The organism is Methanomicrobiales archaeon HGW-Methanomicrobiales-1 (assembly GCA_002839675.1).
Taxonomy (GTDB): Archaea; Halobacteriota; Methanomicrobia; order Methanomicrobiales; family Methanospirillaceae; genus Methanoregula.
Genome location: PGYM01000002.1, coordinates 166,111 through 190,631 on the forward strand (window position 1 = coordinate 166,111; position 24,521 = coordinate 190,631).

Annotated in this window: 37 protein-coding genes and 1 pseudogene (1 of these 38 running past the window's edge); 4 read left to right on the forward strand and 34 right to left on the reverse strand. The window is 51.8% G+C overall.

The window, feature by feature from the left end; genetic code table 11:
* Positions 1 to 424, forward strand: a pseudogene (locus tag CVV30_07050) (tetrahydromethanopterin S-methyltransferase subunit G) (it extends 133 nt beyond the left edge of the window).
* Between the two features lie 17 nt (positions 425 to 441).
* Positions 442 to 1,479, forward strand: coding sequence for a tetrahydromethanopterin S-methyltransferase subunit H (locus tag CVV30_07055; protein ID PKL69322.1), 1,038 nt, complete (start codon positions 442 to 444; stop codon positions 1,477 to 1,479).
* Between the two features lie 252 nt (positions 1,480 to 1,731).
* Here the strand turns inward: CVV30_07055 and CVV30_07060 are convergent, their stop codons facing one another.
* The 3 genes from CVV30_07060 to CVV30_07070 all read right to left on the reverse strand — a co-directional run bounded on the left by CVV30_07060 (position 1,732) and on the right by CVV30_07070 (position 3,873).
* The gene (locus CVV30_07060) at positions 1,732 to 2,367 is read right to left on the reverse strand and encodes a hypothetical protein (protein PKL69766.1); all 636 of its coding nucleotides are present in this window, start codon (positions 2,365 to 2,367) and stop codon (positions 1,732 to 1,734) included.
* Between the two features lie 43 nt (positions 2,368 to 2,410).
* Positions 2,411 to 3,109: a hypothetical protein gene (locus CVV30_07065; GenBank protein PKL69323.1), complete on the reverse strand. Its 699-nt coding sequence runs from the start codon at positions 3,107 to 3,109 to the stop codon at positions 2,411 to 2,413.
* Positions 3,110 to 3,357: 248 nt separating this feature from the next.
* Entirely contained in the window at positions 3,358 to 3,873 is a 516-nt protein-coding gene (locus CVV30_07070; GenBank protein ID PKL69767.1) for a rubredoxin, read from the reverse strand.
* Positions 3,874 to 4,239: 366 nt separating this feature from the next.
* On the opposite strand from CVV30_07070, the gene CVV30_07075 reads away from it, so the two are divergent.
* A complete protein-coding gene (locus CVV30_07075) occupies positions 4,240 to 4,836 on the forward strand; it encodes an antibiotic resistance protein MarC (GenBank protein PKL69324.1) in 597 nt (198 codons plus the stop codon).
* Between the two features lie 100 nt (positions 4,837 to 4,936).
* Here CVV30_07075 and CVV30_07080 read toward each other — a convergent pair whose 3' ends face one another.
* The 30 genes from CVV30_07080 to CVV30_07225 all read right to left on the reverse strand — a co-directional run bounded on the left by CVV30_07080 (position 4,937) and on the right by CVV30_07225 (position 22,085).
* A complete protein-coding gene (locus CVV30_07080; protein PKL69325.1) occupies positions 4,937 to 5,833 on the reverse strand; it encodes a hypothetical protein in 897 nt (298 codons plus the stop codon).
* A complete protein-coding gene (locus CVV30_07085; GenBank protein PKL69768.1) occupies positions 5,830 to 6,258 on the reverse strand; it encodes an N-acetyltransferase in 429 nt (142 codons plus the stop codon). The genes CVV30_07080 and CVV30_07085 overlap by 4 nt, the downstream gene beginning before the upstream one ends.
* A 105-nt stretch (positions 6,259 to 6,363) precedes the next feature.
* Entirely contained in the window at positions 6,364 to 6,897 is a 534-nt protein-coding gene (locus tag CVV30_07090) for a cytidylate kinase (protein ID PKL69326.1), read from the reverse strand.
* Entirely contained in the window at positions 6,897 to 7,508 is a 612-nt protein-coding gene (locus CVV30_07095; protein PKL69327.1) for a hypothetical protein, read from the reverse strand. The genes CVV30_07090 and CVV30_07095 overlap by 1 nt, the downstream gene beginning before the upstream one ends.
* Positions 7,509 to 7,512: 4 nt before the next feature.
* Entirely contained in the window at positions 7,513 to 8,085 is a 573-nt protein-coding gene (locus CVV30_07100) for an adenylate kinase (protein ID PKL69328.1), read from the reverse strand.
* Between the two features lie 18 nt (positions 8,086 to 8,103).
* Complete coding sequence (locus CVV30_07105; GenBank protein PKL69329.1) at positions 8,104 to 9,537, reverse strand: preprotein translocase subunit SecY; 1,434 nt, start codon at positions 9,535 to 9,537, stop codon at positions 8,104 to 8,106.
* A 27-nt stretch (positions 9,538 to 9,564) separates the two neighbouring features.
* A complete protein-coding gene (locus tag CVV30_07110) occupies positions 9,565 to 9,993 on the reverse strand; it encodes a 50S ribosomal protein L15 (GenBank protein ID PKL69330.1) in 429 nt (142 codons plus the stop codon).
* A 7-nt stretch (positions 9,994 to 10,000) separates the two neighbouring features.
* Positions 10,001 to 10,462 (reverse strand): 50S ribosomal protein L30, encoded by a 462-nt coding sequence (locus CVV30_07115; protein ID PKL69331.1) that lies wholly within the window; start codon positions 10,460 to 10,462, stop codon positions 10,001 to 10,003.
* Positions 10,463 to 11,080, reverse strand: coding sequence for a 30S ribosomal protein S5 (locus CVV30_07120; GenBank protein PKL69332.1), 618 nt, complete (start codon positions 11,078 to 11,080; stop codon positions 10,463 to 10,465).
* The gene (locus tag CVV30_07125) at positions 11,081 to 11,605 is read right to left on the reverse strand and encodes a 50S ribosomal protein L18 (protein PKL69333.1); all 525 of its coding nucleotides are present in this window, start codon (positions 11,603 to 11,605) and stop codon (positions 11,081 to 11,083) included.
* Position 11,606: 1 nt separating this feature from the next.
* Positions 11,607 to 12,059, reverse strand: a complete 453-nt coding sequence (locus CVV30_07130) for a 50S ribosomal protein L19e (GenBank protein ID PKL69334.1) — start codon at positions 12,057 to 12,059, stop codon at positions 11,607 to 11,609.
* Positions 12,052 to 12,777: a 50S ribosomal protein L32e gene (locus tag CVV30_07135; protein PKL69335.1), complete on the reverse strand. Its 726-nt coding sequence runs from the start codon at positions 12,775 to 12,777 to the stop codon at positions 12,052 to 12,054. The genes CVV30_07130 and CVV30_07135 overlap by 8 nt, the downstream gene beginning before the upstream one ends.
* A 6-nt stretch (positions 12,778 to 12,783) precedes the next feature.
* Complete coding sequence (locus tag CVV30_07140) at positions 12,784 to 13,308, reverse strand: 50S ribosomal protein L6 (GenBank protein PKL69336.1); 525 nt, start codon at positions 13,306 to 13,308, stop codon at positions 12,784 to 12,786.
* Between the two features lie 13 nt (positions 13,309 to 13,321).
* On the reverse strand, positions 13,322 to 13,714 hold the full coding sequence (locus tag CVV30_07145) for a 30S ribosomal protein S8 (protein PKL69337.1): 393 nt from the start codon (positions 13,712 to 13,714) through the stop codon (positions 13,322 to 13,324).
* A gap of 13 nt (positions 13,715 to 13,727) precedes the next feature.
* Positions 13,728 to 13,883 (reverse strand): 30S ribosomal protein S14, encoded by a 156-nt coding sequence (locus tag CVV30_07150; GenBank protein ID PKL69338.1) that lies wholly within the window; start codon positions 13,881 to 13,883, stop codon positions 13,728 to 13,730.
* Entirely contained in the window at positions 13,883 to 14,380 is a 498-nt protein-coding gene (locus CVV30_07155) for a 50S ribosomal protein L5 (GenBank protein ID PKL69339.1), read from the reverse strand. Before CVV30_07155 ends, CVV30_07150 begins: the two co-directional genes overlap by 1 nt.
* A gap of 5 nt (positions 14,381 to 14,385) precedes the next feature.
* Complete coding sequence (locus CVV30_07160) at positions 14,386 to 15,111, reverse strand: 30S ribosomal protein S4e (protein ID PKL69340.1); 726 nt, start codon at positions 15,109 to 15,111, stop codon at positions 14,386 to 14,388.
* Positions 15,111 to 15,476, reverse strand: a complete 366-nt coding sequence (locus CVV30_07165; protein ID PKL69341.1) for a 50S ribosomal protein L24 — start codon at positions 15,474 to 15,476, stop codon at positions 15,111 to 15,113. Before CVV30_07165 ends, CVV30_07160 begins: the two co-directional genes overlap by 1 nt.
* 10 nt (positions 15,477 to 15,486) lie before the next feature.
* A complete protein-coding gene (locus CVV30_07170; protein ID PKL69342.1) occupies positions 15,487 to 15,885 on the reverse strand; it encodes a 50S ribosomal protein L14 in 399 nt (132 codons plus the stop codon).
* Entirely contained in the window at positions 15,882 to 16,208 is a 327-nt protein-coding gene (locus tag CVV30_07175) for a 30S ribosomal protein S17 (GenBank protein PKL69343.1), read from the reverse strand. Before CVV30_07175 ends, CVV30_07170 begins: the two co-directional genes overlap by 4 nt.
* Positions 16,208 to 16,489 (reverse strand): ribonuclease P, encoded by a 282-nt coding sequence (locus tag CVV30_07180; protein ID PKL69344.1) that lies wholly within the window; start codon positions 16,487 to 16,489, stop codon positions 16,208 to 16,210. The genes CVV30_07175 and CVV30_07180 overlap by 1 nt, the downstream gene beginning before the upstream one ends.
* Positions 16,486 to 16,689 carry a 50S ribosomal protein L29 gene (gene rpmC, locus CVV30_07185; GenBank protein ID PKL69345.1) on the reverse strand — a complete coding sequence of 68 codons (204 nt, stop codon included), beginning with the start codon at positions 16,687 to 16,689 and terminating at the stop codon, positions 16,486 to 16,488. The genes CVV30_07180 and rpmC overlap by 4 nt, the downstream gene beginning before the upstream one ends.
* A complete protein-coding gene (locus tag CVV30_07190; protein PKL69346.1) occupies positions 16,689 to 17,384 on the reverse strand; it encodes a 30S ribosomal protein S3 in 696 nt (231 codons plus the stop codon). Before CVV30_07190 ends, rpmC begins: the two co-directional genes overlap by 1 nt.
* Complete coding sequence (locus CVV30_07195) at positions 17,385 to 17,849, reverse strand: 50S ribosomal protein L22 (protein PKL69769.1); 465 nt, start codon at positions 17,847 to 17,849, stop codon at positions 17,385 to 17,387.
* A 5-nt stretch (positions 17,850 to 17,854) separates the two neighbouring features.
* On the reverse strand, positions 17,855 to 18,274 hold the full coding sequence (locus tag CVV30_07200; GenBank protein ID PKL69347.1) for a 30S ribosomal protein S19: 420 nt from the start codon (positions 18,272 to 18,274) through the stop codon (positions 17,855 to 17,857).
* Between the two features lie 5 nt (positions 18,275 to 18,279).
* Entirely contained in the window at positions 18,280 to 18,996 is a 717-nt protein-coding gene (locus tag CVV30_07205) for a 50S ribosomal protein L2 (GenBank protein PKL69348.1), read from the reverse strand.
* A gap of 10 nt (positions 18,997 to 19,006) precedes the next feature.
* The gene (locus CVV30_07210; GenBank protein ID PKL69349.1) at positions 19,007 to 19,255 is read right to left on the reverse strand and encodes a 50S ribosomal protein L23; all 249 of its coding nucleotides are present in this window, start codon (positions 19,253 to 19,255) and stop codon (positions 19,007 to 19,009) included.
* The gene (rpl4p, locus tag CVV30_07215) at positions 19,256 to 20,002 is read right to left on the reverse strand and encodes a 50S ribosomal protein L4 (GenBank protein PKL69350.1); all 747 of its coding nucleotides are present in this window, start codon (positions 20,000 to 20,002) and stop codon (positions 19,256 to 19,258) included.
* A gap of 6 nt (positions 20,003 to 20,008) precedes the next feature.
* Positions 20,009 to 21,022, reverse strand: a complete 1,014-nt coding sequence (locus CVV30_07220) for a 50S ribosomal protein L3 (protein PKL69351.1) — start codon at positions 21,020 to 21,022, stop codon at positions 20,009 to 20,011.
* A gap of 658 nt (positions 21,023 to 21,680) precedes the next feature.
* Complete coding sequence (locus CVV30_07225; GenBank protein PKL69352.1) at positions 21,681 to 22,085, reverse strand: transcriptional regulator; 405 nt, start codon at positions 22,083 to 22,085, stop codon at positions 21,681 to 21,683.
* A 201-nt stretch (positions 22,086 to 22,286) separates the two neighbouring features.
* Between CVV30_07225 and CVV30_07230 the strand changes: the two genes are divergently transcribed.
* On the forward strand, positions 22,287 to 23,126 hold the full coding sequence (locus CVV30_07230; protein PKL69353.1) for a methylenetetrahydromethanopterin dehydrogenase: 840 nt from the start codon (positions 22,287 to 22,289) through the stop codon (positions 23,124 to 23,126).
* 7 nt (positions 23,127 to 23,133) lie between these two features.
* On the opposite strand, the gene CVV30_07235 is transcribed toward CVV30_07230, so the two are convergent.
* Positions 23,134 to 24,063: a galactose-1-phosphate uridylyltransferase gene (locus tag CVV30_07235; protein ID PKL69354.1), complete on the reverse strand. Its 930-nt coding sequence runs from the start codon at positions 24,061 to 24,063 to the stop codon at positions 23,134 to 23,136.
* Positions 24,064 to 24,521: the final 458 nt, after the last annotated feature.

Here is a 24,521-nt window from a genome sequence, read left to right on the forward strand (position 1 = left end):
CGGCGCTGAAGGGGCTATTCCGTTCATCGAGAACCTCAACGATGCAGCTATCAAGCGCTTCCAGGAACAGACGGAAATCGTCAACATCATGGAAAGCGAAGACCTCAACGCAATCAAGGCGAAGATCAACGAACTCAAGGCCCGGGACCCGGGTGCGTTCGCTGGCGACGCCATTGTCGTAGAAGTCAAGGAAGCAGCAGGCGGACAGGAAGTTGGCGCTGCAAGTGCAAACCCCCAGTTCCTCGAAATCGAGAAGAGACTCGACAAGATCGAGAAGAAGATCGAGTTCGTGGATGCAGAGGTTGCGCAGCGTGTTGGAAGAAAAATCGGACGGGATATCGGCATACTGTACGGCCTAATGGCAGGCGTTATCGTATTTATCATGCTGCTGTTCCTGTACCAGAAATTAATGGCATTGGTATAACGGAGGTGTAAACGAATATGTTCAGATTTGAAAAAGAACAGAGTGTCTGGGACTTTAACGGCACCAAGATTGGTGGACAGCCCGGAGAGTACCCAACCGTATTGGGTGCCTCAATTTTCTACAACAAGCACGAGTGCGTGCTTGATGACCACAAGGGAACGATCGACAAGGCAAAGGCAGAAGCCCTCTGGAACCGCTGTCAGGTCCTGTCAGACCTGACCGGAGTTCCACACTTCATCCAGATCATCGCGGAGTACGGCGAAGCCTTTGAGAGCTACTTCAACTGGTTCGACAGCATCGACAACAAGACCGCATTCCTGATGGACTCATCAGTACCAGCAGCACTTGCCCATGCATGCAAGTATGTTACTGAAGTCGGCCTTGCTAACCGTGCGATCTACAACTCGATCAACGGTTCAATCCTGCCCGAGAGCATCGAAGCACTCAAGAACAGTGACGTCGATGCAGCCATTGTGCTCGCATTCAACCCTGCAGACCCGTCAGTAGCGGGAAGGGAGAAGGTGCTCGTAGAGGGTGGCGTTGCAGGACAGACAAAGGGTATGCTCGAGATCGCAGAGTACTGCGGTATCAAGCGCCCGATTCTCGACACTGCAGCAACCCCGCTCGGCCTCGGCAGCGGCGGCTCATACCGTGAGATCCTTGCATGCAAGGCAATCCACGGGTACCCGACCGGTGGTGCATACCACAACATGACCGTTTCCTGGACCTGGCTCAAGCGCTGGAAGGGGACGAGCAAGACCCCCTCGGTACTCGCAGCAGGATACGAAGGTAAGGATGTTCTGCTCAAGCAGATGTCCCACCACTACCTCGGCGGTATTGAAGGCATCAAGCAGGCAGCATGGTCAGCCCCCGATATCGGCTGCAACATGATTGCTAGCACCCTCGGTGCAGACCTTATCATGTACGGTCCGATCGAGAATGTCGAAGCAATGATCACGGCACAGGCATACACGGACATCACTGTCCTTGAAGCAACCCGTCAGCTCGGCATTGAGTGCAAATCAGATAGCCACCCCATCTTTAAACTCATTTAATTTTTTTTTCAAGGTCCGCGTTAGCGGGATTATTCACAAACGAGAAGATTCATTCTGAAATCTCCAACCGGATTGCGGTGCATTTTTCTCCGAACAATCTGCCAATTGCAGCGCCCCTGATTAAAGACCACCACTTTCTATCAAAATGGGATCACCCTCCTGATAGTCGTACATGAATAAATGAATCCAACACTGCGAGAATGTTCCGGTGACTGAAAATGGATAAAAAAAGATATCATCCGGTTAAAAAAATTAAATTTTTGTTGCCCCCTGGGGGAAATTTACGATTAAAAGGCACTCGTCCGCTTCTTTTATTCTCCCAAGATTGCGGAGAGCAATTGCCTTGTTATAGTATACGAAAGAATTGATGGAGTTGAGATCGAGTGCTTTATCAAAGAATACGAGGGATTCTTCGTTTTTACCCAGCTCCCGCAGCGCAATACCTTTTGCCGTCGCTGCCCGGATATTGTTCGGGCTTGATTCAAGTATTTTGTCGAAGCAGACTATCGCTTCCTTATACCGCCCCAGTTCGTTTAATGCATACCCTTTGTTGCTCAGCGCAAAGGTGTAATCCGGATCAAGGGCCAGCGCCAGATCAAAGCACTCGATCGCATCACTATACCGGTGAATCTTCCTCAGGGCATATCCTTTCTCGAACCAGAGGGTGATGAGTTTTGGGTTTATCTTGAGGGCTGCATCGTAAGCCGCGATTGCATCGTTGTGCCGCCCGAGATAATAATAGACATTCCCTTTTTCCTCAAGAGCCGTGGTATTCCTGCGGTCCAGTTCAAGGACACGGTCATAGTGGGTAATTGCATCATCATACCGGCCGATCTTCTTGAGATGATGTGCCTTTTCCAGCAATGCGGTAACGTCCATACCAATCAGTATACCATTCACACGATAATACCTTGCGGTAAAAAAGAAGGAATTAATCCCTGTACAGGATGACAGCACCCGCACACGAGAGCAAGGCAAGGAATACGGTTGCTGGTGGCAGGGATGATTTTGTCGTTGGAAGGGGAGTTGCCGGAGCTGCCGTTAGCAGGGTTGTCACCGGTTCCGGGGGAGATGTTGGTGCAGGAGTCGGGGAAGGTATGATGAGTATCGGCACCAGGGTCGAAGCATGCATCTCGGGGTTGAGCGTATACGAAGTCCCGGTGCTGATCGATACTCTGGATGCCTTGTTGGTATCTTTTAAGTAGACTTCAAGAGTCTTGTAGGTATTCGACCCGCCCAAATGGGCCTTGTCCACCGGCTCGGGGGTGACGTAAACCAGGTACGTTCCGGCCTTGATCTCATTCTCGATACGTGAGGTATCCCAGCGGAAGGTCCACTCCTGATTGCTGTCCAGGTCGATCTGCGTAAACATTCCCTTGTCAGCCCGCTGGCTCACATCAGTCAGGGTAACCCCGTTCTCCGGCAGGCCCGGACCGGTCATGAAGAGGTACACGCTGCTGCCCGAGTAGGACACCCCGTGGAGGGTCAGGGTATCTCCCAGTTCTGCTGTGATAGAGGCATCAGCCCCGGTGACAGGAAGGATCATGAATGCAGCAAGAAGGCAGACGACGATGATAAAAGTATACCGGCAGATACCGGATCTCTTGATTAAACAGGTCAAATCAATCACTAAATAGTAAATAAACTGCCGGCGGGTTTATAGATATGTGTCATGGAATTTCAGCACCGTACCCCGCGTGACCCCATGGTAAAGCTCGGGGAAGTTATCCGGAGGAGAAGGGCTCTTACGTCCCGATGCACGCCCGGTTCACATGCAAATAGCAGGATTCTGGCTTTGTAATTCCCCAAACACATTGAAGGGAATACCGGCAGGATAAACGGGAACGAAAAAAGGCAGGGGAAATGTATTTTCAACTATCAGGCCTGAAGTGGTTCAAATCCCTGTTTGAACACCTTACCGAACTGCATGCGGATCTTGGGATCCTGCGCACAAACCGGGCAGACATAATCGTCCGGAAGATCCTCAAATTTCGTTCCCGGTTTTATCCCCCGGTGAGGTTCCCCGCGTTTCTCATCATACACGTAGGAACACATTGAGCAGAGATATCGTGTTGGGCTCCACTCTTCAAATCCCCATTTACCGATCTTTCCTTTTCCCTGGTACCCGCAGACCGGACAGAGGTACGTGTCGGGAAGATCCTCAAAAGGAGTTCCCGCAGGAATGCCATTGTGCGGTTCGCCACGGAGAGGTGAATAGATGTACCCGCAGAGCCTGCATTTGTACCGTACGGCTGTTGCAGCAGATTTTTTTGTCCCTCTTTTCGCTGCGCTTTTTTTCACCGTTTTCTTTGGCTGGACCTTTACCGCAGATTTAACCGGGGTTTTCTTTCTGGCTGCAGCGGTTACTTTCGTCCCCTCAGGTTTACCCACCATACCGGGCTTTTTCTTTGCCACAGATGATGCTTTAGCTTTGGCTGCAACCAGTTTTTTTATGCTTTTAGCGCCACTTTTTTTTGTTGCTGTCACTGCTTTTGCCATAAAAATCCACCATTGCGGACTTCTTTTCTCCCGGTAACCCTGTTGCCGGGCGAAGTTCGCTCAAGGGGAACATGGAAATTTATGGGTATTATATATTGTGGACGATGCAAATTGAGGCTGTGGAAATAGGGAGCAGGTGCACACTCAACTGCCTGCATCCTGATCCTCTATTTCGCGGTATAGAGGGAATCCCGCAGATATATCAAAAAGGTAAGAAACATCCCGGTTTATCCGTGAACAGCGCACATATTTTAACAGACCATGCAGGACCTGATTCCGGGAATTATCTATTCCTTTGCCGCTCTGTTCATCATCCTCGATCCCCTTCTGTCGGTACCGATCTTTGCTGCTATGACCAAAGGGCAGACACCAGCAGAGATTCACAAACAGGCTTTCATCGCGGTCGCCGTTGCCGGCGGGCTGATGTACCTGTTCCTGGTATTCAATAAACTGATCTTTGACATCCTTGGCCTCAATTTGCCCAGTTTCCAGATCGCCGGGGGTATTCTCCTGTTCCTCCTCGGTATCCAGTATGCGCTGGGAATTGAGATCGGGCACTGCAAAGATCGGGCAAAAACCGCAGTGGGTGTGGTTATCGGAACACCACTCCTGTGCGGCCCGGGTACCATTACTACCGTGATGCTGCTTTCAAGGGATTACGGCCTCCTTATCCCCTTTATTGCAATCACCCTTTCACTGCTTGCTACGTGGCTTGTCCTTTATTACTCTGAATTTATCCAGAGAATTCTCGGCGATGTGGTAACAGACATTATGGGAAAAGTGCTCGGTATGCTTGTCGCTGCTATCGCGGTTAAGATCATTGCGTCTGGTGTGATCGCACTGGCCGCTGTTGCCTGATCCAGCACATCGCTAAAAAAAATCCAAAATCCGTTTTTTTATTCCATCCGGCATTGTTGCAGGTCACCTGCAGTGCGTGAATTCATGCCTTGGTAAAAAATCAGGAATCGCGTTTTAAGGAATATACTTCAACCATATGATCCGGGTGGTACCGCATCTTTGCTTCCCGGAGACCGGCAACACCGAGATCGCTTTCCCGGTTGATATACGTGAAATTTTTCCTGAGGATGGATGCGGTTTCCGCATTGATTTCCTTGTAGATGCCTTCACAATCGGGCATCCCTTTCTCGAAATGGACCAGTGCAGTGTCGTTATTGAGGGGTTCGAAGAGCGACATGGCACCGATCGCTTCACCAATACGGATAATCAGCCCGGACAATCCCAGCTCGTTGAAATGATCGATGGCAAAAAACGTTGCATCTTTTTCATGGGCAAGGACCGGATCTCCTTCACAACCTTTCCATTCACACCACTGGATCAGGAATCGTTTCACTTCCTCATAGTTCTCCGGCGTGATTGGCTCGAGTGAATAGACACAGTTTTTCCGGAATTTGTTGACGTGATGTCGGATGGTAAGGTACTGCTTTCCCGGAAGGTCGGCAAGGTCGGAAGCTCGGTACACGTACTCGAAATGGTTCCGGTCAGGTACCAGGTTCAGGCCGGGGCAGGTGTCCCGCATCCAGCGGGCAGTATCCGGATCGATCAGCACAACCGGTTCCGCATCACTGATATCCGATGCCAGCCGGATAAGCGAACGCAGGAGTTCGGGGTTACGGGGCCCGATTGGAGGGCGGAACCGGGTGATACCATCAATCGTGCTGGCAAGAATGACATTTTTCTCGACAAAGGCATACTGGTAATGTGCGTAATGATTCCAGCAGACCATATTGGTAAACGTATTATCGCTGTGGGTCTGGGGATAATGTGCATAATGCTGCTGGAAAAATGCCCGTTCTGCCAGCGTGACCGGTTGGAAATCAGTCTGGGTAAGTTTCATCCTTCACCCCGGAAGATCAGGGGGACGTGCCCCCCCATGGGTTTAAAACCGAGCGGCAGGTAAAAATGTTCGGAGCCCGGCTCTGCAATCAGGGCAATCCACGTTACCCCGGCTTTTACGCACCGGTCGACAAGGGCAGATACCATCTCTTTGCCAATGCCGCTCTTTCGGTATGCCGGAAGAACCACCAGGTCCTGGATATATCCATCCGAGACTCCATCGGAGATCACTCGTCCCATACCTATGGCCTTCCCGGTTTTTTTGTCAACGGCAACGGCAAATGAAAAACTACCCCGGATCAGTGCACCGAGAGCCGATGGATCATATTCATCCTTCCACCATCCTCCGGCGCGGTACAGGTCAGCGATCTCGTTGTTGTCCCACGAACAGACCAGCTGGACCACGATCTCATGTTCCACAGATATCATACCCCCTGCAATACGTAAAAGATTTCCCGTCTCAACATTTGATCAGGAAAAAATGAATGGCGTATGCATTGCGGGGAAAAATTCGCAGAAGAACAATGCTGGTTATTCGCGCTTGATCTGGGTGATCGCGGTATCAACAATGGCACCCAGCGCTTCAACACCCCAGTGCTGGGAGTTCAGGGTCAGGTGATAGATGGAGAGATCGTTGATGTTAATGGAATAATATGACCGGTATCGCAGGGCTTCACACTGTTCGCGCTCAAGCGTGAGATCCCCGGCAGTCTTTTCATCAGCTACCTGGTCACGGAAGACTATCCTTTTTACCCGGCAGCCGATAGGTGCATGCAGCCATACCTTGAGGTCTGCATTTTCAATCATCCAGCCGGAGAGCCGGCCTTCAACAATAATATTGTCCTGCTGTTCTGCGATCACTTTCTGCCGGGCATCAATCATCTTGTCAAAAGACGAATCTTCTTCCGCAAGACGCCCGAACTCGGCAAGCTCCATGTTATGTTCCTTTGCGAGCTGCCGGAATACTTCGCCTGCTGAAATTAATGTGAAACCGTGGCGTTCTGAAAGGTACCGTGAGAGGGAGGTCGTCCCGCTGCCGGGCAACCCGCTCACGGTAATCCGCATCAGAGTCCCCCGATGTTCAAGGATTTCCGGATCACCTGACTCAAGGTGATAGAACAGATCATATACCAGAGAATCCATGCGGGAATGATCCAGACGGCTGCGTCATGCAGTCCGATAGTGCCGATATAGGGCATTGTGATGGTGCTTTTCACTTCTTCAAGCCGGTAAAGGAGCCAGAAAAAGATGGGGACCGTCAGCACGAGGATATATGCCATTGGCTTGAACTGCTGCTGGGACATCTCAAGCTGTTCGCGCATAACCCGGTCTTTTTTCGCATCCATCTTCTTGATCTTCTTCTCATCCTGGGAGAGCTGGGCTTCGCGGTACTCAGTCTGGAACTCTTTCATCCGTTCCTGGGTTTCAGTCATCTTGTCGTAATCGATGGTATACTTCTGGATGATTGAAGAGTACAACCCGGTAAATGCTGAAAGAATCACAATCAGGATGTAGAACGGAATTCCGAACCCATCAACGACCGGAGAGAATGCGCCATCGATTCCCCGGCCTACTCCTACTCGTAGCCACTCAATGCTGTACGAGAACATCATCAGCATCATGAAACCGAGCGCTATGTAAATACCGTATTTATCCCAGATTTTTGAAAAATCCATCTGTTCACCTGAGAACGTCTGCAAGTTCGGATGTGGACTTTTCCAGTAAAAAGTCCGCGTTTATTACAATTTTTACGGTGCAACCCGTCATCATCGCATAGGCAGCAGCAATCGATCGGTTGAACTGCTGGTGTTCTGCAATGGACCGGGACCCTTCCTTATCCCGTGTACGGGTTTCATCCGCCAGCCGGCGCATGAGAATCTGGTCATCATCCGTTTCAACGAGAACTATGATGTCCGGCATAATCTCGCGGAGCACCCATTCGGGTAGTCCGGCAAGATAGCCTTTCGGGGTCTTGACCGATGCGTGCGTATCGATGAGCACATTGCCCGTTACCTGCGCAATCGCCTGGGCAGCACGCTGCTGCAACCGTTTCTGGACGGCGCGATCGAGCGTTCGCATCTGGTCCCGATCCTGGACAACATTATCGTTCTTTGCTACTTCGAACATGAAGGAGCCGAAATTAATGGATTGGTATTCGACACCCTCGTCCTTGAGCTTCTTTAATGCCTCGTTGATTACCGTCGTCTTGCCGACGCCCGGTACACCGGTTATGATGACTTTTCTTCCCTGCATCCGTGTCCCTTTCCTGGCTCACTCTTTTCCAAAGAATGTCCGCATGAACGGGTACATCTCCATGATCTGCTGGCTTGCAATCTCTTCATAGAGCCGGTAGGTGATACTTACCGTCAAGAGCAGACCGGTTCCGCTCACGGCACCGATGACACCAAAGAGGTTTGCTATAACACTGAGCACCCCTATAAAGACACCACCTATTACCGTGACACGAGGGATATACCGGTCAAGATACTTTTCCAGTACCTGCGGATTCCTGCGGTAGCCGGGAATGGACATGCCTGATAGCTGGATCTGACGGGCGACATCCTTTGAGTCGAGCCCCGCGGTCTTGATCCAGAACAGTGCGAAGATCGCACCGCCGACCACCATAATAGTTGTATCTACTCCCAGACGTAATAGAACCTCCCACGGGGCATGCCCGAGATCGGTTATCCACCACATCCAGTCACTTGGACCGTTGATCGGCGCAAGATAGTACATAATCCCGTTAAGGGGTGTTGAACCATCGAATTTTCCGAATATCGTGATACCTATATTGGAGAGGAACATTCCCAGCATCTGGATATTTGCCTGCAGTACACGGACAAGGATCATCGGGAGAACGCTCGCATAAATGAGTTTCACCGGGAATCGTGCCCGTGCCCCTCGAACCTGCGCGTGGGCAAGCGGTATCTCGATACGCGTGGATTCAACGTATACGATGATGAGGAAGATAGTGATAGTAGTAACAAATGCGAGAATATCCTTCCCAAAGTACGTGAGATAATTGCCACCATCTATACCGATGGCAACAAGACGGGGGAAGAACCCGACAGGATATGGGTCACTGACCGGCACCCAGTTGATGAACCCGTTGACGATTGCCTGCGATATACCGGCAATAATGAAGAGACCGACACCAGAGCCGATACCCCATTTTGTCACGACTTCATCCATCAAAAAGACCAGAATACCACCGATACAGATCTGGATAAAGATCAGGAGCGAAACCGCAAACAGGTTGCCACCAAAGAACTGTGTGGCAATCGTTGGATCAGGTTGCAGGAAACCGCCCACAAGGTTGGGGGCAGCTTCGATGATGATCATGACGATGATCAGGATCTTCTGAAGACCCATGTACATGACCTGACCGCGCGTTTCACTCGTATCAATGTGGAGGATGTCAGCGCCTTTGAGCAGCTGGAGCACGATGGATGCGGTGACGATAGGTCCGATACCGAGGTGGACAATCGAGCCGCTTGCCCCGGCAAGGAGTGCACGCCATGCTGCGAAAAGATCCTGAGACTGGGGTGCAATTCCAAAAAGCGGGATATTCGTCAGGGCAAAATACAGAACAAGTATTCCGAACGTCCAAATCAGTTTATTCTTGAAATGAACGTGTCCCTCCGAGCTTCTGACTGCGGGCATCGCAGCGAGCAGGGGTTCCATTCGATCCAGCAGGTTTCCCATGGTTTCACCAAAAAAATATTGGGAGGCTCAGACGACCTGCGCCTTTCCACCCATCTTCTCAATCTTTGCTTTTGCTGATTCAGAGAATGCCTCTGCAGAGATGTTGATCTTCTTGGTGACCTGGCCGCTGCCGAGCACCTTTTCAATGCCCATATCAGCTGCATTGATCGTAACTGCATCTCCTTCCGGTTTGGCAATACCCTGGGCAATAAGCGACGGCATGATCTGGTCGATTATCCCGATATCCATCGTTGTTACAAGAACTGCGGGGTTGTGGAAGAAACCATCTTTACCAAAGACGCGTCCTCCCATTTCCTTATACCACTTGACAAAGTGGTGGGCATTGATGCCGGCGCGTCCCCGGCCTCCACGGTTACCTGCACCACGGCGGTTTTTATGGGTGCCGCCGCCGCATGTCCGCGATCCGCGGTATTTTGATCGTTTATTTGTTGGCATCTTTGCTTCACCTCATTTTGTAGAGGAGAGTATTGATCTCCTGACCATAATAGCCAAGCGCTCCGCCTTGTACGAATGTTCGCTTGGTGGTCTTGTGTCCCTTGCGTGGCGGGTGAAGACGGAGAACCGGTTTGAGTCCCGGAACATCTCTTAACTTCGTTTCGCCGCTGGCAAGTGCCTGTGCAAACTCATTGATGCTCGCATACGTGGAGTTGGTTTTTAAGTACTCCTCAGTCAGTGGTGCATCACCGAGAACTTTGCCGCGGGTTTGCAGCAGGGTTTCAACGGTGGGTGCATCCACTTCGCCGTATGCAACGTAATCCTTCACCTTGCGTATCATGCCGAGATTCTCCGGAGTGTCCGGGACCAGCACGCAGTGATTGATGTGATGGAGACGCAGCATCTTCAAGGTGTCCTTGATGTCGCGACGGGTTTTTACAACCCCGCGAACCTGAACGACCGCATACATTTACTGGTTCCCCCCGGTCCTGATCATATTGGTTGCCTTGAGCGCGTTGAACGTCGCTTTTGCAAAGTTGATCGTAGTTCGGGTCTGTCCGCGGGCAAATGTCCAGGTATCCTTGATACCGGCGAGCTGCAGCACTTTCTTGCTGATATCACCGGTGACAAGCCCGATACCCTGTGGGGCGGGCTTTAAGGTAACTTTGACACTGCCGGCAGTTCCTTCCACCTGCATGGGAAGCGAGTGGGTTGCATCGCAACCGCATTCCCAGCTGCCACATCCACGGCGTACTTTTACCAGGTTCATCTTTGCCTTGACAATTGCCTTCTTGATCGCATTGCCGACCTGGACATCCTTGCCCTGGCCAAATCCAATGTAACCGTTGCGGTTGCCGACGATGACAACTGCACGGAACTGGACACGGCGGCCCGAATCGGTCATACGCTGCGTCATGGCGATATCAAGAACCTCGTCCTCCAGATCCGGGAGGAATGCATCGACAATCTCGGGTTCCTTGATAGGCCTGCCGCTTTCGAGCACCTGATCAATACTCTTGATCTCTCCCGAGGCGACGAGCTTACCGAGACCGGTGACCGGGTGCCACTCTTGTTTTTCGTATGCCATTTATACCAGCTCCTTCTTAATGGCGTCTGCAGCCAGTTCGACCATCTTTACGATATCTCCGGCATTTTTGTTGTAGGCTGCGATATGCGCACCCTTGGCCCGCTCGTCTGAGGGGAGAATCTCTTCGCCATGAGGAACATCAAGACCTGCCTCGACAGCGCCTTTCAGCGCTGCAAAGACCCGGGCGCCTTTGGTTGCCCGGCTGAGTCCGATGTCAAGGATTGCGCGTTCATGGTTTGCCTTCTTTGCTTTTACCGCAAAGAGCATGCCAGTCAGATATGCTGCCGGCGTGCTGGAAGTCGATCCCTTGTATCCGTAGTGTTCCAGCTCGGCAGAATTTGCTGCAACGAGTGTGCGGTCGCCGTCCATCTCAGCGGTGACGAGCTGGATGATGACGTGCCGGTTTGTCCTGCGCACGACCATCCTTGGCGCGTCTGCTACGACGAGTGCGGTCCGCTTGTAGTAATCGGTTCTGCCTTCCCTTCGTCTTCGGAAGGGGACAAAATACCGTGCTCCTGTTGCCATGTTACTTCATCCTCCCTGCGAGGATCTCCATCTGCGCTTTCATGTGCGCGACACTCCTGAACTGACCGCCTGCTGCTTTCCTGTAGACAAGGCGGTACATGTGCCGGTCAATCGTTCCGGCATCACGGAGTGCAACGAGCACCTTTCTGATTGCCCGGATCTTCTGGATCCATGCAGTCTTGCTCGGGTTACGGGCTCCTGCCGCACCTTTTCTTTTTCCGGGACCTTTACAGTGCCCGTACGAACGCTTGGCGATTCGTGCCCTGGCTCTGCCACGGCTCACACCTTTCTTCTGGCGTGCCTTGATTGCACCATCAGCAACAAGCCCGCGCAGATCTTCGCGTGAAATTGCGTTCTCGATATCCGAGATGCGGGCCGGATCAAACCAGACGCGGTTGACACCGCACTTTAATACAGCGGCAACGATGCGTTTCTGGCTGAAGACATCACTCATTCTTCTTCACCTCGGAATCGGTTTTCTTTTTCGCCTTTGGCTTTGAAGCTGCATTCTGTTTTGCTGCTGCAGGCTCGGTGGTTTTTTCGGCCTTGGGATTTGCAGCCTTTTTCGTTGCCGTTTCCGGTGCCTTTACAGCCTTCTCTGCCTTGGGGGTTTCAGCCTTCTTTGTTTCTTTCGCCGGAGCTTTTTTCGCTTCAGCGCCTTTGTCCGTGGCTTTCTTTGCACCCTTCTTTACCGGTGCATCGGTTGCCTTGGACTTTGCGGGCTTCTTTGTCTCCTTTTTCGGAGCGGCTGCACCCTTTGCTGCCGGGGTTGCCGCTTCCTTCTTTACGGCACTCTTTACGGCCTTAACATTGAGAACCTTGAGACCTGCCGCGATTGCCTTTGCCTGAAGACCAACACGCTTTCGGTCGCCGACGGTAGCGGATATACGGACCGCCTGTGTCTTTGGATCGAGCCCTTCAAGTTCCTTGATCGAGGAGACCAGCACTTCGAAAAATCCGCTGGGGTGCATACCGCGCACCGCTATCGGGCTTCCGTAGCCGGGCTTGGGGTGAGCGCCTTTAGCTTTCTTCTGCTCCCTCTGTTTGTTGTGCTGCCCTTTGGGCTTTCTCCAGGAATCGGAGAGCTGTCGTTTCTTGCCGTATCCATCGCGCTTGAAGACGGCACCCTTCTCTACTCGCACTCGGATAAGTCGCTTTATTTCTGTAGTCATAGCTCCTCAACCCCTCTGTACAATATAGATGCCATCCTGGAAGACACGGGGGTCACGGTCACGGATGTGAGTTGCATGCTCGATGTTTGCTGCCGAGTTACCGACCAGTTCACGGTCGATACCGGTAAGCACAACTTCATCGTTTGCTACCTTTGCTACAACACCCGCTTCGATCCGTGCAGACCGTGCCTTCTTCTCACCAAGGAAATTGGCGATTTCAAGCCGGTTTCCCTGGAGTTTCAGCTGGATCGGGAAGTGGCTGTAGACTACCTTCATGTGGTACTCAAACCCTTCGCTGACGCCGCGGAACATATTTTTGGTATGTGCCTCGAGCGTTCCGACCATTGCTGTGATCTCTTTACGCTTGGATTCTGTTGAGATGGAGACTTCGTTTCCATCACAGGTTACAACAACCTGCGGGAACCGCATGTTCCGGGAAAGCTGTCCTTTCGGGCCAGTCACATGAAGCAGCGAGCCGTCAAGCTGGGCTTTAACGCCCTTGGGGATAGTTACTTTTCTGATTGCCGACATTTTTTAGCACCTTTTAGTAAACATACCCGAGCAGTTCGCCACCAATGCTCTCTTTCCTCGCCTGTTCGTGCGACATCACGCCGCGCGAGGTCGAAAGCATAATGAGCCCGAAATTCTTTCCAGGCAGGTACTGCTTCTCCCAGTATTCCATTTCATCCAGCTGTACTGAAAACCGCGGCGTGATTGCCCCGCAGCGGTTAATTCTGCCCGTGAGGTGGACCTTGAGCTGCCCGCCCCTGCCGTCATCGATAAACTCGAAACTTCCAATATAACCGGCGTCCTGCATAATGCGGAGCATCGCGCCGAGGAGTTTACTAGCGGGTTCGATGATGCACACGGACTTGCCGGTGTCACCGGCGTTTTTCAAGGCACACATTCCGTCTGCTAAAGTATTTGATCGTGTCATTGTGCATTCACCTTCAGCTCATTTTCTTAAAGCCAATCTTCGAGGCCCATTCGCGGAAGCACTGCCTGCAGAACATGATATGGTATCTGCGTACGAGGCCCTGTTTGCGTCCGCACATCTTGCATTCGTTCGCACCGCGACCGTAGATCTTCTTCCTTTCTCCAGCCATTAGCGCACCTCAACCTGGTATGCCTCTTTGAGGAATGCAATCGCATCCTGCTTGTTCACACGCTGCTTTGCGGGGAGTTTCTTCCTCTCCACGCGCCTGCGGGTGATACGAATACCCTTACGCTCGAGAACTACGTTCACATCCATGCCGAAGATACCAATCTGGGGATCATACGACATGCCTGGGAAATCCGTGTGTTCCTCAACACCGAACGAGATGTTGCCGCCCTTGTCGAACTGGCTCTCGAATACGGTCTTGTTCAGGATGGTGACAGCGGTGTTAAAGAAATCCCGGGCGGTTTTTCCGCGGAGGGTTACTTTGCAGCCAATCGGGGCTCCTTTTCTGACGGAGAACGCTGGCTGGGTTTGCTTTGCAATGGTCCTGATGGAGATCTGACCGGTGATCGTCTTCATGATGTTTTCAGCTTTGACGAGTTTTTCGCCGCTCTCGCCTACTCCCATGTGAACGACAACCTTGTCGATATAGATATCGCGCATCGAGGTCACTGCTCATACCCCCATTGTGCGATTGCGGGCGTCTTTGTGCCTACCATATAGATATAGGGGATAATCGTGTCGAACCGGGTCTTCGTGGCATCATCCTCAAGAATGATTTTGTTGGGGACGCTTCCAGGAGTATTGATAATCTCGACTATCCGCGCCACCTTACCGGAATGCTTACCTCCGGTGACCATCGCCATGTTGCCGACAGCGAAGGGGAAATGTTCGAGGATCTTGAACCGGTCTTCGGGTTTTAACGATACAACAACCGAGTCGTTCGATTTGTAGGTATTGTCCGCAAGGATATTGGCACCGTAACGCAGGTTCAACTGAACCCTTCCACCGGAGATGACTGTCTTGTTCTGGATCTTGCACAACCTGCTCTGGGCAGCTTCGGCATCAATCTCAACAGCCTGGTGACGTCCGTTTTTGCCGCGGAGTATCCGGTAATATTTACTCATCTTCGGCAGTGCGATGATATCGAAGATACCGATACCCATCCGGGAGTCACGGCAGGGTCTTCCGTTGATGATAATATCATGCTGCTGGAGAATCTGCTTGACCTCTTTCAGGTTCCGCGCAAAGCCCATGTGGTCACGAAGCCAGACAGTAATCGGCATGGCATTCGCGTTGTGTGGACCGGGTGCTGTTTTTGTGATGAATTTGTTTGTTTTCTTTGCGATGTGCCACGAGTCCGGGGCGTCTAACCGCTTTAAATGGTCTCCCATTATTCAGCCTCCGCTAATTTTGCCTCACGGCGCTTGTCTGCAAGGTTCAGTTTGGTTATCTGGACGTTCGACGCATCAACGGGGCGGGGAACTTCAGTCCCGTCAGCCTTGGTTGACGTAACACCATGGACGACAATCTTTGACTTCCTGGTATCAACAGCATCAACGATCCCTTCATCACCGACAAAATCCCCTCGGGTGACTTTTACTGTGTCTCCCTTGACGACCCGCAGTGTCTTTACCTTGTATTGATCTTTCAGTGCAGCGGAAAGCGGGGCGTTTAAGTATTTGGACTTCACGTGTGAAGGTGCCTGATAGCGTGCCTTTCTTTGCTTTCTTGGCTGTTCGCTTTCGATTCTTACCATACTTCACACCTCATACGATGATCGTGGCCATGGATCCGAGTTTCGGGAACCGTTCCGCAACTTCACGGGCAACCGGTCCTTTGATCTCTGTTCCTTTTGGCTCATTCTTTTCATCCACCACGACAACAGCGTTGTCATCAAAGGACACCCGCATGCCGCTTGGCCTGCGAATCTCCTTCTTCTGCCGGATGACAACCGCACGCACCAGCTTGCGGCGCATGTCGGGTGTACCTTTCTGGACACTCACCGTGGCGAGATCCCCCAGACCCAGTTTGGGCTGACGGCGCCTGACTCCATGGAAGCCAAAGACTGAAATGATCTGCACTGTTCTGGCACCGGTGTTATCGGCGCATGCAAGTCTCGTCCCTGTGGCGAGTGATCGTGGGGTCTTTGAACCCTTTGCTTTCATGGCTGCTGCACCTCTACTACTACAAAGGTGGTGCTCTTTGACAACGGTCTGCACTCAGCAATCTTCACCATATCGCCAACCTTCGCCTGGATGCAGGGGGAGTTGTGCGCATGGAGTTTCGAGCTGCGTTTTTCGTACCGCTTGTATTTCCGGATGTAGTGCATGAAATTACGCTCTACTACAACCGTTCCCATCATTCGATCGCTCACGACTTTGCCGGTGATCACCTGGCCGCGCACCGGTAAAGTGCCGTGAAACGGACAATTAACATCCGCGCACTCCTTCTGGGGTGCCTGAACGTTCAATCCAATGTTTAGTGCCATTATGGTATCCTCTTCCTATCGTGCAGGTTGATCCTCTTTTCAGGAGCCAGAGCCATCACGGATCCATCAATCTCGACAATTCTGCTGCCGATGTGCAGCTGAAATCTGGTGTGCGTCTTGGGGATACGTTTTGCACCCTGTGATGTCATGATTACCACCAGATTTTTTGTTTCATCGATGATGCGACCGCAAATTCCCCGGTGAAGGGGGTTTGTGGCTCCCGAAACCAGAACGTCAAAGCCGATCAATTCGTGCCTGATAACGTTCTGGGGAGAGATCATGCAGTTCTCCTGCGGTTCTGCTCGGTCAACATGCGGGCGATTGTTCGCCGGAGTTCTCTGATGTGTCCCGAGTTCTCGGTTGCGCCACCGGCACTGACTTTACCGTAGTGCTGGACAAGCTCCATCCGGAGTTTTCCCATCTGTTCCTGAATTTCAACTTCCGAAAGCTGCCGGACATCCTTTGCCCTGAAGATCGCCATTATTGGTCCTCCCCTAATTTCTCGTCAGGAAGTGCGGGCTCGTCAACCTCTGCGTCACCGATACTGGTGACCGTGGCAACGGCTGCCGGGCGCTTCTTTTCCTGCTCGATGATCGTGAAATGATCGGGCATCTTTGCGCCACCGGGGACCAGTTTGACCTGGACACCGATTACACCAAGTTTCTTGATGGCAACTGCGTAGCCTTTCTCAACGATCGTGTTGCTGGGTTCACCGCAGTGCTTGATGTAGCCTTCGGTGAACTTCTGGGTACGCGCACGTGCACCGGTCAGCTTACCGGCAATCACGACTTCACAACCCAGTGCACCGGATTCCATGACACGGCGCAGGATGCTGGTGCCTGCCTTACGGAAGTACCAGCCCCTCTCCAAGGCATTGGCGAGTCTTTCTGCCATGATCTGGGCGTTGAAGCTGGGGTTGGTGACCTGCTGCACTTCGATCTGCGGTGATTCAACACCGTAGTTCTGGGCAAGGTCCAGGGTGAGCTGGTGGACGAGTTTCCCGCCCTTACCGATCACGATACCGGGCTTCTCGGCAAAGATGGTGACCTGTGTACCCAGCGGGGTTCTGGCAATATCCATACCGCCATATCCCGCGCGTTTGAGTTCCTTTGAAAGGTACTTCTCAACGCGGGCTTTCCGTACACCCTCTGAAATGAATTTTCTCTCGACTGCCATTTATGCCACCTCTCGGACTACGATCTCAAGGTTCACGGATTCGCGGACCTTGGGGGTTGCTCGTCCCATTGCTCTTGGGAAGAATGCCTTCTGAGCCCGCCCGCGGCTTGCCGTGGCATGGATGATCTCTAAGTTTTCCGGGTCGAGACCAATGTACTCGGCATTCTTCTTTATCGATTCAAGGAGGCGGATATAGGCCTTTGATGCCTTGACCGGGTACCTGCCTGCATCCCAGTTACCGGGAAGACCACGCTTGTGGGCAACGTTCCGGTTAAATCGCCGGAACGGAATTGCCTTTTTCAAGGTGACGACCTGATTCAGGTATGCAATTGCATCGTTCACATGCTGATGCCTGATGAACGTGGCAATTTCGATCGAATGCTTGGGCGACATATTCAGTTCGTTAGCCTTTCCTCTGGCTATGTCATCGCCTGCGATTTTCAGTGAATAATCAATTCGTGCCATTTCCATCACTTCAGCGGAACGTACTTGCTTCCTCGTGTTGCACCGATACCGGCGCTTCCGTGAGAGATCTTCTTTCTGGTCAGTGCAAATTCACCGAGGTAGTGGAAGACAGACTCCGGCTGGAATTCCACCTTGAGGAACTCTTTGCCATTGTAAATCTCGATGGTCTTGCCGATCATTTCCGGCATGACCAGCATCTCACGGAGATGTGTTCTGACTTTTTCATCGCCACTGCGAACCTTAGCGAGTAATGTCTCTTCTCCACGGGAGAAACCGCGAACAATCTTGCGGCGGGGACGGGAAGGCATAAGCGGGAGGAGTTCGCTGATTCCCTTTGCCTTGAGCTCGTCTATTGTAAAGCCGCGATAGGTGAACTCCTCACGCCGTCTTGGCATTCTCTTCTGTGTCTTTTTAGGTGCTGCCATACCCTTCACTTCCTGCTCTTACCTGTCCTGCGTGCAGCCACATGCCCTACAGTCCTGCCTGGAGATGTGCCTCTCGCAACAGTCTTCGGGCGACCAGTGTGCTGGTGTCCACCGCCACCGAACGGGTGGTCGATAACGTTCATTGCGACACCACGGACGCGTGGCCAGTTGGATGCGGTGTTCTGCATCTTATGGTGCTTGTTGCCTGCTTTGACAAACGGCTTGTCTACGCGACCGCCACCGGCTACGATACCGATAGTTGCACGGCAGCGGTGGTTGAACCACTTGGTCTTGCCGCTGGGCATCTTAATACCGACCCGGTCTTCTATTTTATCAACGACAACTGCCTGGACTCCTGACGCCCTGACAAACTTGCCGCCATCATTGGGGCGGGCTTCGATATTGCAGATGTAGGTACCGGTCGGGATGTGCTGGAGAGTGAGTGTGTTTCCGTTCTTCACTTCTCCGCTGGAACCCCAGGTGATAACTTCTCCGATTCCGAGCCCTTCGGTCACAAGCATATAAACCTTGGATCCACTCTCGAGTTTGACGAGTGCAATAGGTGCATTGCGGGCCGGGTCGTGCTCGATGTCGATAACACTGCCGGTGATATTCTGTGTGTCGTCACCGATGTGTTTCAACTCTGCTTTGTAACGGTGGGATGGCGCCCGGTATGTCGGACCTCCTTTTCCACGCGCTTGTGTAGTAATGCGATGTCCCATTTTTCCCCACCTACATTATGCCAAGCCGGCTCAGAATTTCCTCGGCTGCTTTTTCGTTCTCAAAGCTCACGGTGGCTTTCTTTTCACCGTGCATGTTCATGAGAGTGCAAACGCTCTTTACCTTCTGTCCGAACGTCTTTTCCATCTCGCGTTTGATGGAGATCTTTGTTGCCTGACGGTTAACGAGGAACTGGAGTTTGCTCTGGTTCTCTAACAGGACCATCGCCTTTTCAGTTACAAACGGGTATTTCAGAACCATTTATCTCCCCTCCAGCCGGACGAGTGCACTTTCGGTCCATACGGTCAGGCGTCCTGCCAGCATACCGGGTGCAAGGTGCTCTACATTCAGTTGGTCTACAGTCACTACATCGACACCGGAAAGGTTGCGTGCTGCACGCAGCGGTGTTCCGGCAGTGACGATGAGCAGGCTCTTTCGCTGCTTGAACCGGCGACCGCGCATCTTGCCTCTCCCGGCTTTGACTTTCTTGCTGTCCTTTGACCGCTCAACATCTCCGTAGAGACCTGCTGTAGTGAGGGCGGTGATGACATCTGCTGTCTTGTCAAGAGACTCAAACTTGTCCTCGAGGACAAACGGGGCTGCGCCATTGAAGATGTGGCCTCTTCCCCTGATGAGTTCTTCACAGATGCTTGCTGCAACCGCAGAGCGGAATGCCTTCTGTTTTTCCTTCTGGTTGATCTCTTTGATCAGTATTTTGGCTACTTTCGGGGGGTGTGCTTCACGCCCGCCCTTTGCCTGCGGAACCTTGGCTGCCCGTGAACCGTTTTTGAGACGGGGCACGTGCGATGAACCACGACCGCTTCCCCAGCCTACTGCTGACGAGCAGATGCCGGCAAACGGGTTAGTCCCGTGCGGCTGCCTGCGGGTGCTCTGGAGGGCCATGACTGCCTTTTTGATCAGATCGGGGCGGTATGCTTCGGAAAAGAGTTCCGGAAGTTCAATGTCTTTTACAACGCCGCCATCAAGTGTTTTAACCTGTGCTTTCATCTCTGATCACCCCTGCTTGCTCTGGACGCTCACAAACTGGATTGCGGGCATCTTGACAACTTGTTCACCGAGACGAATTGCCGGGCGGATACGTACAAGACGCTTGACCGGACCGGGTATCGATCCCTTGACCAGAACATACGGGCTCTTTAAAACACCATAGTGAAGGAATCCACCTGCTGGTGTGATTTCACTGGCATTCTCGCTGACTTTTAAGATCCGCTTGTTGAATTCAGTGCGCTGCTGGAATCCCAGCTGACCAATCTGGGGGACCTGCCACCTTACATGGTGGGGGTTCCATGGTCCAAGAGTACCGATATGTCGTTCTTTCTTGCCGCGAGAGTGCTTGCGTTTGCGCAGTGCGATACCCCAGCGCTTTACAGCACCCTGGGTACCTTTACCGGTTGTGATCGCCGTAATATCGGCAAACGCGCCGGTCTGGATGACATTATCTAACGTGATCTCTTGTCCTAAGAGACCCTGCGCAAATTCAAACAATTTCGCGATATCGCCACCGCCGACCTTGATTTCCATAAGGTCGGGGACTTTCTTGGGAACTCCGGAAAGGGCTGCGGGTTGTGTGTAGGTAACCGCATGGATCTCTGCAACAATACCGGCTGTAATTGCATCTGCAAATTTTTTCTGCGCGGCTTCTTTGTTGTAATCCTTGGGCATAGTGATCCTGCGTCCAAGAACTGCATCGAGCGGGTCTGCCCAGATTTCGGTCAGGGCATGTTTACCGTATGTATCACGGGAGTATGCGCGGATTGCAGCCACTTTCATCGAGGGTATTTCAATAACGGTGACGGGCACCATTATCTCCTTACCTTCGGTGGGGCTGGTCTTGCGATCGTCCACCATGATAACATGCGTCATACCTACTTTGTATCCTGCAAATCCCTGCAGCATCGGTGCCCCTTCGGTAACGGGCCACGACTGGTACTTCGGGATTGGGCTCTTTGCACGCTTTCTCGGGCTGAATGCAAGAGAACCACGGCGGGGTCTGTTAATTTTTGGCATGTGTTAATCAATCCTTTTTTGCGTGTAGGTTATTCTGATTGCGACACGAATTTGAGATTAATCCGAGCTTTTGAAACAAATTTTGTTCCAGAAACTAACACGCGACACGGAGAATGAACCCATTAACAACCATCAGCGAAATCAATCCGTAGTAACGGATTGCTGACTCTGGTGACTGATGCTGGTTTTTCGTCCGTAATTTAGGGGATGCAACAGAATTGCATCACTGTGCCGATGTGCTCCGGCATTCCTGTCTCGCGAAAGAAGATCCTGATATTGGCGCATCCACTTGCTGCTTGGTGCAGCAGAGGGAACGGGCTCGTTGCACGAACGTCGACCCATGCGTCCTAATCAGACCCACTCTGTCAGCCTGTTGTGACGAATCACAACTCCTTCTCGGTTTACCCCTCCCTTATGGGGAGAGGCACCAATCGAGGAACACCCACGGCACAACCGTTATTCTTTGTGTCTGGAGATACGGTTCCGCCGTTTCAAGAGATCAAAAATATGCTTTTCATCTGAAAAACATACTGATTCTCGATAGGATAACCTCATATCGGCTTCCATAATGATTGTAGAGAAGAAGATATAAATATATGCCAGAGGGGTGTCGGTTTTTCACCGGGGAGAAAACAACCACGTGCGGCGAATGGGATTATTATCCGAAATAGAGTTCTCCCTGATCGGTGATATACACCACAATATCCTCGCACATGCACCGGGCCTTGCAGCACTGGGGGCGCGCTTCCCGGATACGGTTGATCAAGGATATGGTATCGTATTTGACTTTGATATTGATCTTTTCTGCTTCACCGAATACAATGGCAGGAACATCGAACAGGTCCGTACCTGAGGGAATGGTGCAGAGATGAGTGGCATCGAGGGTGTAAAGGAACTCAAGCGTCTCTTTTGCACGACGAATATTTTCCATAGCACTCTTTTCTATAGTGCAGACATTGGCTTTGGATGTGGAAATAATATCGGCGATCTGTTGCTGGGTCAGCCCCTGTTTCCGGTACCTGAGAACCTCCATCTGACGATCAGTAAGCAGCCCATCTTTCATGGAAAATAGTATTCCGGTAGAACTTAAACACTTTTCGTTAACTCAGGTATACTGAGGACTTATGACCAGGCTGACTGCAGCAGAATATCGCCGGGCAGAGAAAACGAATTCTGGATTTTTTCGACGTAAAATGACATTTCAAAATGTTTATATGAATACTAGGCCATAATATCGTGTTATAACAAATCGAGGTGAAAATAGATGGTTGTTAAAGTAGGAGTTGCCAAGCTCGGCAACATCGCAAGTGGTGTAATGGCAGAACTGCTTCTCGATGAGAGAGCAGACCGTGAAGACATGCAGACATTCATGGCGACCAGCGGCACAAAACTCGAGCCGGCTGATGTTGACCGTGTTGTTTCCAACCTGAAGGCATACAAACCTGACTTCTGTATTGTTGTCTCCCCCAACGGGGTTCTCCCCGGCCCAACCGGTGCCCGCGAACAGCTCGCAGCAGCAGGTATCCCGGTCATCATCATCACTGATGATGTAACCACCAAGAAGGAATGGGAAGGAGTCAAGGCAAGCACTTTCGGCTACATTATCATGAAGGCAGACTCCATGATTGGTGCCCGCAGAGAGTTCCTTGACCCCACCGAGATGGCCGACTTCAACGGCAACCTTGTGAAAGTGCTGGCACTTACCGGTGCATTCCGCAAGATGCAGCTTGCTATTGATCTGGTCATCGACCAGGTGAAGGCAGGAAAGAAGGGCGCAGAACTTGTGCTCCCCAAGATCGTCATGACCACCGACAAGGCAGTCGACGGCGAATTTACCAACAACTATGCACTCGCAAAGGCACGCGCTGCCCACGAGATTGCAATGGCCGTTGCAGGACAGAACGTCAAGGGCTGCTTCATGACCAAGGAATGGGAGAAATACATCCCCATAGTTGCCAGCGCTCACGAAATGATGAGATGCGCAGCAGCACTCTGCGATGAAGCCCGCGAGATCGAGAAGGCCGGCGACAGCATTATGCGCAAGCCCCACAAGAAAGACGGCACACTCGTCTGCAAGAACAAACTCGTTGCAAAATTCGAGTAAATTTATTTTATTTTTTCTCTTTTTTGTAGAATTTTCCCAGGTCTTCGGGAAGCGTCATTATTACTGGTTCCAAGTGGAGCCGTTCCATGAAGGCGGAATCACTTGTTGATGAAGGGTTGGGATTGATCCGGGAAATCATGGAGCAGAACGCCCGGAATCCGTGATCATTGCCCGTCTTGTCAAAAAATAGCGACATATTGAACGCATGGGTTCCCAGTTCCCGGTATAATGCGATGATCTCGAGGATCCCCTGCGCTATAAGATCAACGTAACTTTCCAGTCCATCAAGCGTGGAGATGGGCAGGATTCCCCGTACCTCGCGCTCGCCCAGGGGAACCGCATGGGCAGACCAGAGAATCTCATCACCGAACAGGTACCGGTCGGTGGTTTTTTCCTGCTCCCTCACCGCATCCCAGTAGTTCCTGCCTTGTGTTTTTCGGTACTGCTCACTTGCGGAAAGATAGAGATCTACAATATGTGATGGGCGGGAATCTGACAAACCCTGCATATGAGGATGGACCAGACTCGCCCCTGCGGATGGCAAAAAGTTCCAGTTGATGCTGGGGTAGCCATCTACTGGCCGGAGTGCCTCGATCTGGGAGAGAAGGGCATCAACAACGTGTTGCCTGCTGAAGGTGACGACCGCATGTTCACGGGTCATAACCGTTACCACATGGCCTTCCCCGAAAGGAAAAAGGTTGGGAAACGTGACGCTTTCACCGCGGATGATCCGGGTGCCATCGGGAAATGTTGGGGTTACTGTCATTACTGTATCACGGCAGAACGGGCAACCCTCCGCATTTGATGGCAGGTATAATGCCTGATCGATCTGTCGCTTTAGACGGCCCGGACTGATCCTGCACCGGAGGCCGGTGAGATGCTCCCCACGATACTGTAACGTGCCCCTGCCGGTGACAACTTCCCTTACCGAAAACATGCCTGTTCAGGATTATATTTCCGACAGGATCTGATAGTCGTTTGCACTTGAGCCGTTAAGTCCACCCGCTGGTTCCGCGGTCTGATCGCACTGCCGTCAATCGCTTTCCTATACCAGTTACCGTGCAATTCTCGTGAAAATGGGCAGACCCGGTATCGCATCTTTTGTGTTCAGTTCAATGCACAATATCCTTTTTTTTATCGCACTTTTTGCCAGACCCTGCTCAAAAAATTTCAGGTAGGGTACGGGGGTGTTAGTAAACCTGCCAACAGTTGGATAATTATCCAACTGTTGGATAATGATCTAACAGCAAATCCTTTTATCCGGCGTAACGATCCGCACGAGGGATCCAAGGTTCGATTGAAAAAAAATGAGCGGGGGGTGAGGGGGTGATTGAATTTTTTTTGCCGGAGATCGATCGCAATGTAAAATTTTCTGCAGGACATGGCTTCCGGGTC

Excerpts from the sequence above, each read along its gene's own strand:
- CVV30_07055 (PKL69322.1), top strand. The coding sequence starts at position 442 with ATGTTCAGATTTGAAAAAGAACAGAGTGTCTGGGACTTTAACGGCACC.
- CVV30_07070 (PKL69767.1), bottom strand. The coding sequence starts at position 3,873 with ATGGTGGGTAAACCTGAGGGGACGAAAGTAACCGCTGCAGCCAGAAAG.
- CVV30_07075 (PKL69324.1), top strand. The coding sequence starts at position 4,240 with ATGCAGGACCTGATTCCGGGAATTATCTATTCCTTTGCCGCTCTGTTC.
- CVV30_07080 (PKL69325.1), bottom strand. The coding sequence starts at position 5,833 with ATGAAACTTACCCAGACTGATTTCCAACCGGTCACGCTGGCAGAACGG.
- CVV30_07090 (PKL69326.1), bottom strand. The coding sequence starts at position 6,897 with ATGCGGATTACCGTGAGCGGGTTGCCCGGCAGCGGGACGACCTCCCTC.
- CVV30_07095 (PKL69327.1), bottom strand. The coding sequence starts at position 7,508 with ATGGATTTTTCAAAAATCTGGGATAAATACGGTATTTACATAGCGCTC.
- CVV30_07100 (PKL69328.1), bottom strand. The coding sequence starts at position 8,085 with ATGCAGGGAAGAAAAGTCATCATAACCGGTGTACCGGGCGTCGGCAAG.
- CVV30_07105 (PKL69329.1), bottom strand. The coding sequence starts at position 9,537 with ATGGGAAACCTGCTGGATCGAATGGAACCCCTGCTCGCTGCGATGCCC.
- CVV30_07110 (PKL69330.1), bottom strand. The coding sequence starts at position 9,993 with ATGCCAACAAATAAACGATCAAAATACCGCGGATCGCGGACATGCGGC.
- CVV30_07115 (PKL69331.1), bottom strand. The coding sequence starts at position 10,462 with ATGTATGCGGTCGTTCAGGTTCGCGGGGTTGTAAAAACCCGTCGCGAC.
- CVV30_07120 (PKL69332.1), bottom strand. The coding sequence starts at position 11,080 with ATGGCATACGAAAAACAAGAGTGGCACCCGGTCACCGGTCTCGGTAAG.
- CVV30_07125 (PKL69333.1), bottom strand. The coding sequence starts at position 11,605 with ATGGCAACAGGAGCACGGTATTTTGTCCCCTTCCGAAGACGAAGGGAA.
- CVV30_07130 (PKL69334.1), bottom strand. The coding sequence starts at position 12,059 with ATGAGTGATGTCTTCAGCCAGAAACGCATCGTTGCCGCTGTATTAAAG.
- CVV30_07135 (PKL69335.1), bottom strand. The coding sequence starts at position 12,777 with ATGACTACAGAAATAAAGCGACTTATCCGAGTGCGAGTAGAGAAGGGT.
- CVV30_07140 (PKL69336.1), bottom strand. The coding sequence starts at position 13,308 with ATGTCGGCAATCAGAAAAGTAACTATCCCCAAGGGCGTTAAAGCCCAG.
- CVV30_07145 (PKL69337.1), bottom strand. The coding sequence starts at position 13,714 with ATGACACGATCAAATACTTTAGCAGACGGAATGTGTGCCTTGAAAAAC.
- CVV30_07150 (PKL69338.1), bottom strand. The coding sequence starts at position 13,883 with ATGGCTGGAGAAAGGAAGAAGATCTACGGTCGCGGTGCGAACGAATGC.
- CVV30_07155 (PKL69339.1), bottom strand. The coding sequence starts at position 14,380 with ATGCGCGATATCTATATCGACAAGGTTGTCGTTCACATGGGAGTAGGC.
- CVV30_07160 (PKL69340.1), bottom strand. The coding sequence starts at position 15,111 with ATGGGAGACCATTTAAAGCGGTTAGACGCCCCGGACTCGTGGCACATC.
- CVV30_07165 (PKL69341.1), bottom strand. The coding sequence starts at position 15,476 with ATGGTAAGAATCGAAAGCGAACAGCCAAGAAAGCAAAGAAAGGCACGC.
- CVV30_07170 (PKL69342.1), bottom strand. The coding sequence starts at position 15,885 with ATGAAAGCAAAGGGTTCAAAGACCCCACGATCACTCGCCACAGGGACG.
- CVV30_07175 (PKL69343.1), bottom strand. The coding sequence starts at position 16,208 with ATGGCACTAAACATTGGATTGAACGTTCAGGCACCCCAGAAGGAGTGC.
- CVV30_07180 (PKL69344.1), bottom strand. The coding sequence starts at position 16,489 with ATGATCTCTCCCCAGAACGTTATCAGGCACGAATTGATCGGCTTTGAC.
- rpmC (PKL69345.1), bottom strand. The coding sequence starts at position 16,689 with ATGGCGATCTTCAGGGCAAAGGATGTCCGGCAGCTTTCGGAAGTTGAA.
- CVV30_07190 (PKL69346.1), bottom strand. The coding sequence starts at position 17,384 with ATGGCAGTCGAGAGAAAATTCATTTCAGAGGGTGTACGGAAAGCCCGC.
- CVV30_07195 (PKL69769.1), bottom strand. The coding sequence starts at position 17,849 with ATGGCACGAATTGATTATTCACTGAAAATCGCAGGCGATGACATAGCC.
- CVV30_07200 (PKL69347.1), bottom strand. The coding sequence starts at position 18,274 with ATGGCAGCACCTAAAAAGACACAGAAGAGAATGCCAAGACGGCGTGAG.
- CVV30_07205 (PKL69348.1), bottom strand. The coding sequence starts at position 18,996 with ATGGGACATCGCATTACTACACAAGCGCGTGGAAAAGGAGGTCCGACA.
- CVV30_07210 (PKL69349.1), bottom strand. The coding sequence starts at position 19,255 with ATGGTTCTGAAATACCCGTTTGTAACTGAAAAGGCGATGGTCCTGTTA.
- rpl4p (PKL69350.1), bottom strand. The coding sequence starts at position 20,002 with ATGAAAGCACAGGTTAAAACACTTGATGGCGGCGTTGTAAAAGACATT.
- CVV30_07220 (PKL69351.1), bottom strand. The coding sequence starts at position 21,022 with ATGCCAAAAATTAACAGACCCCGCCGTGGTTCTCTTGCATTCAGCCCG.
- CVV30_07225 (PKL69352.1), bottom strand. The coding sequence starts at position 22,085 with ATGAAAGATGGGCTGCTTACTGATCGTCAGATGGAGGTTCTCAGGTAC.
- CVV30_07230 (PKL69353.1), top strand. The coding sequence starts at position 22,287 with ATGGTTGTTAAAGTAGGAGTTGCCAAGCTCGGCAACATCGCAAGTGGT.
- CVV30_07235 (PKL69354.1), bottom strand. The coding sequence starts at position 24,063 with ATGTTTTCGGTAAGGGAAGTTGTCACCGGCAGGGGCACGTTACAGTAT.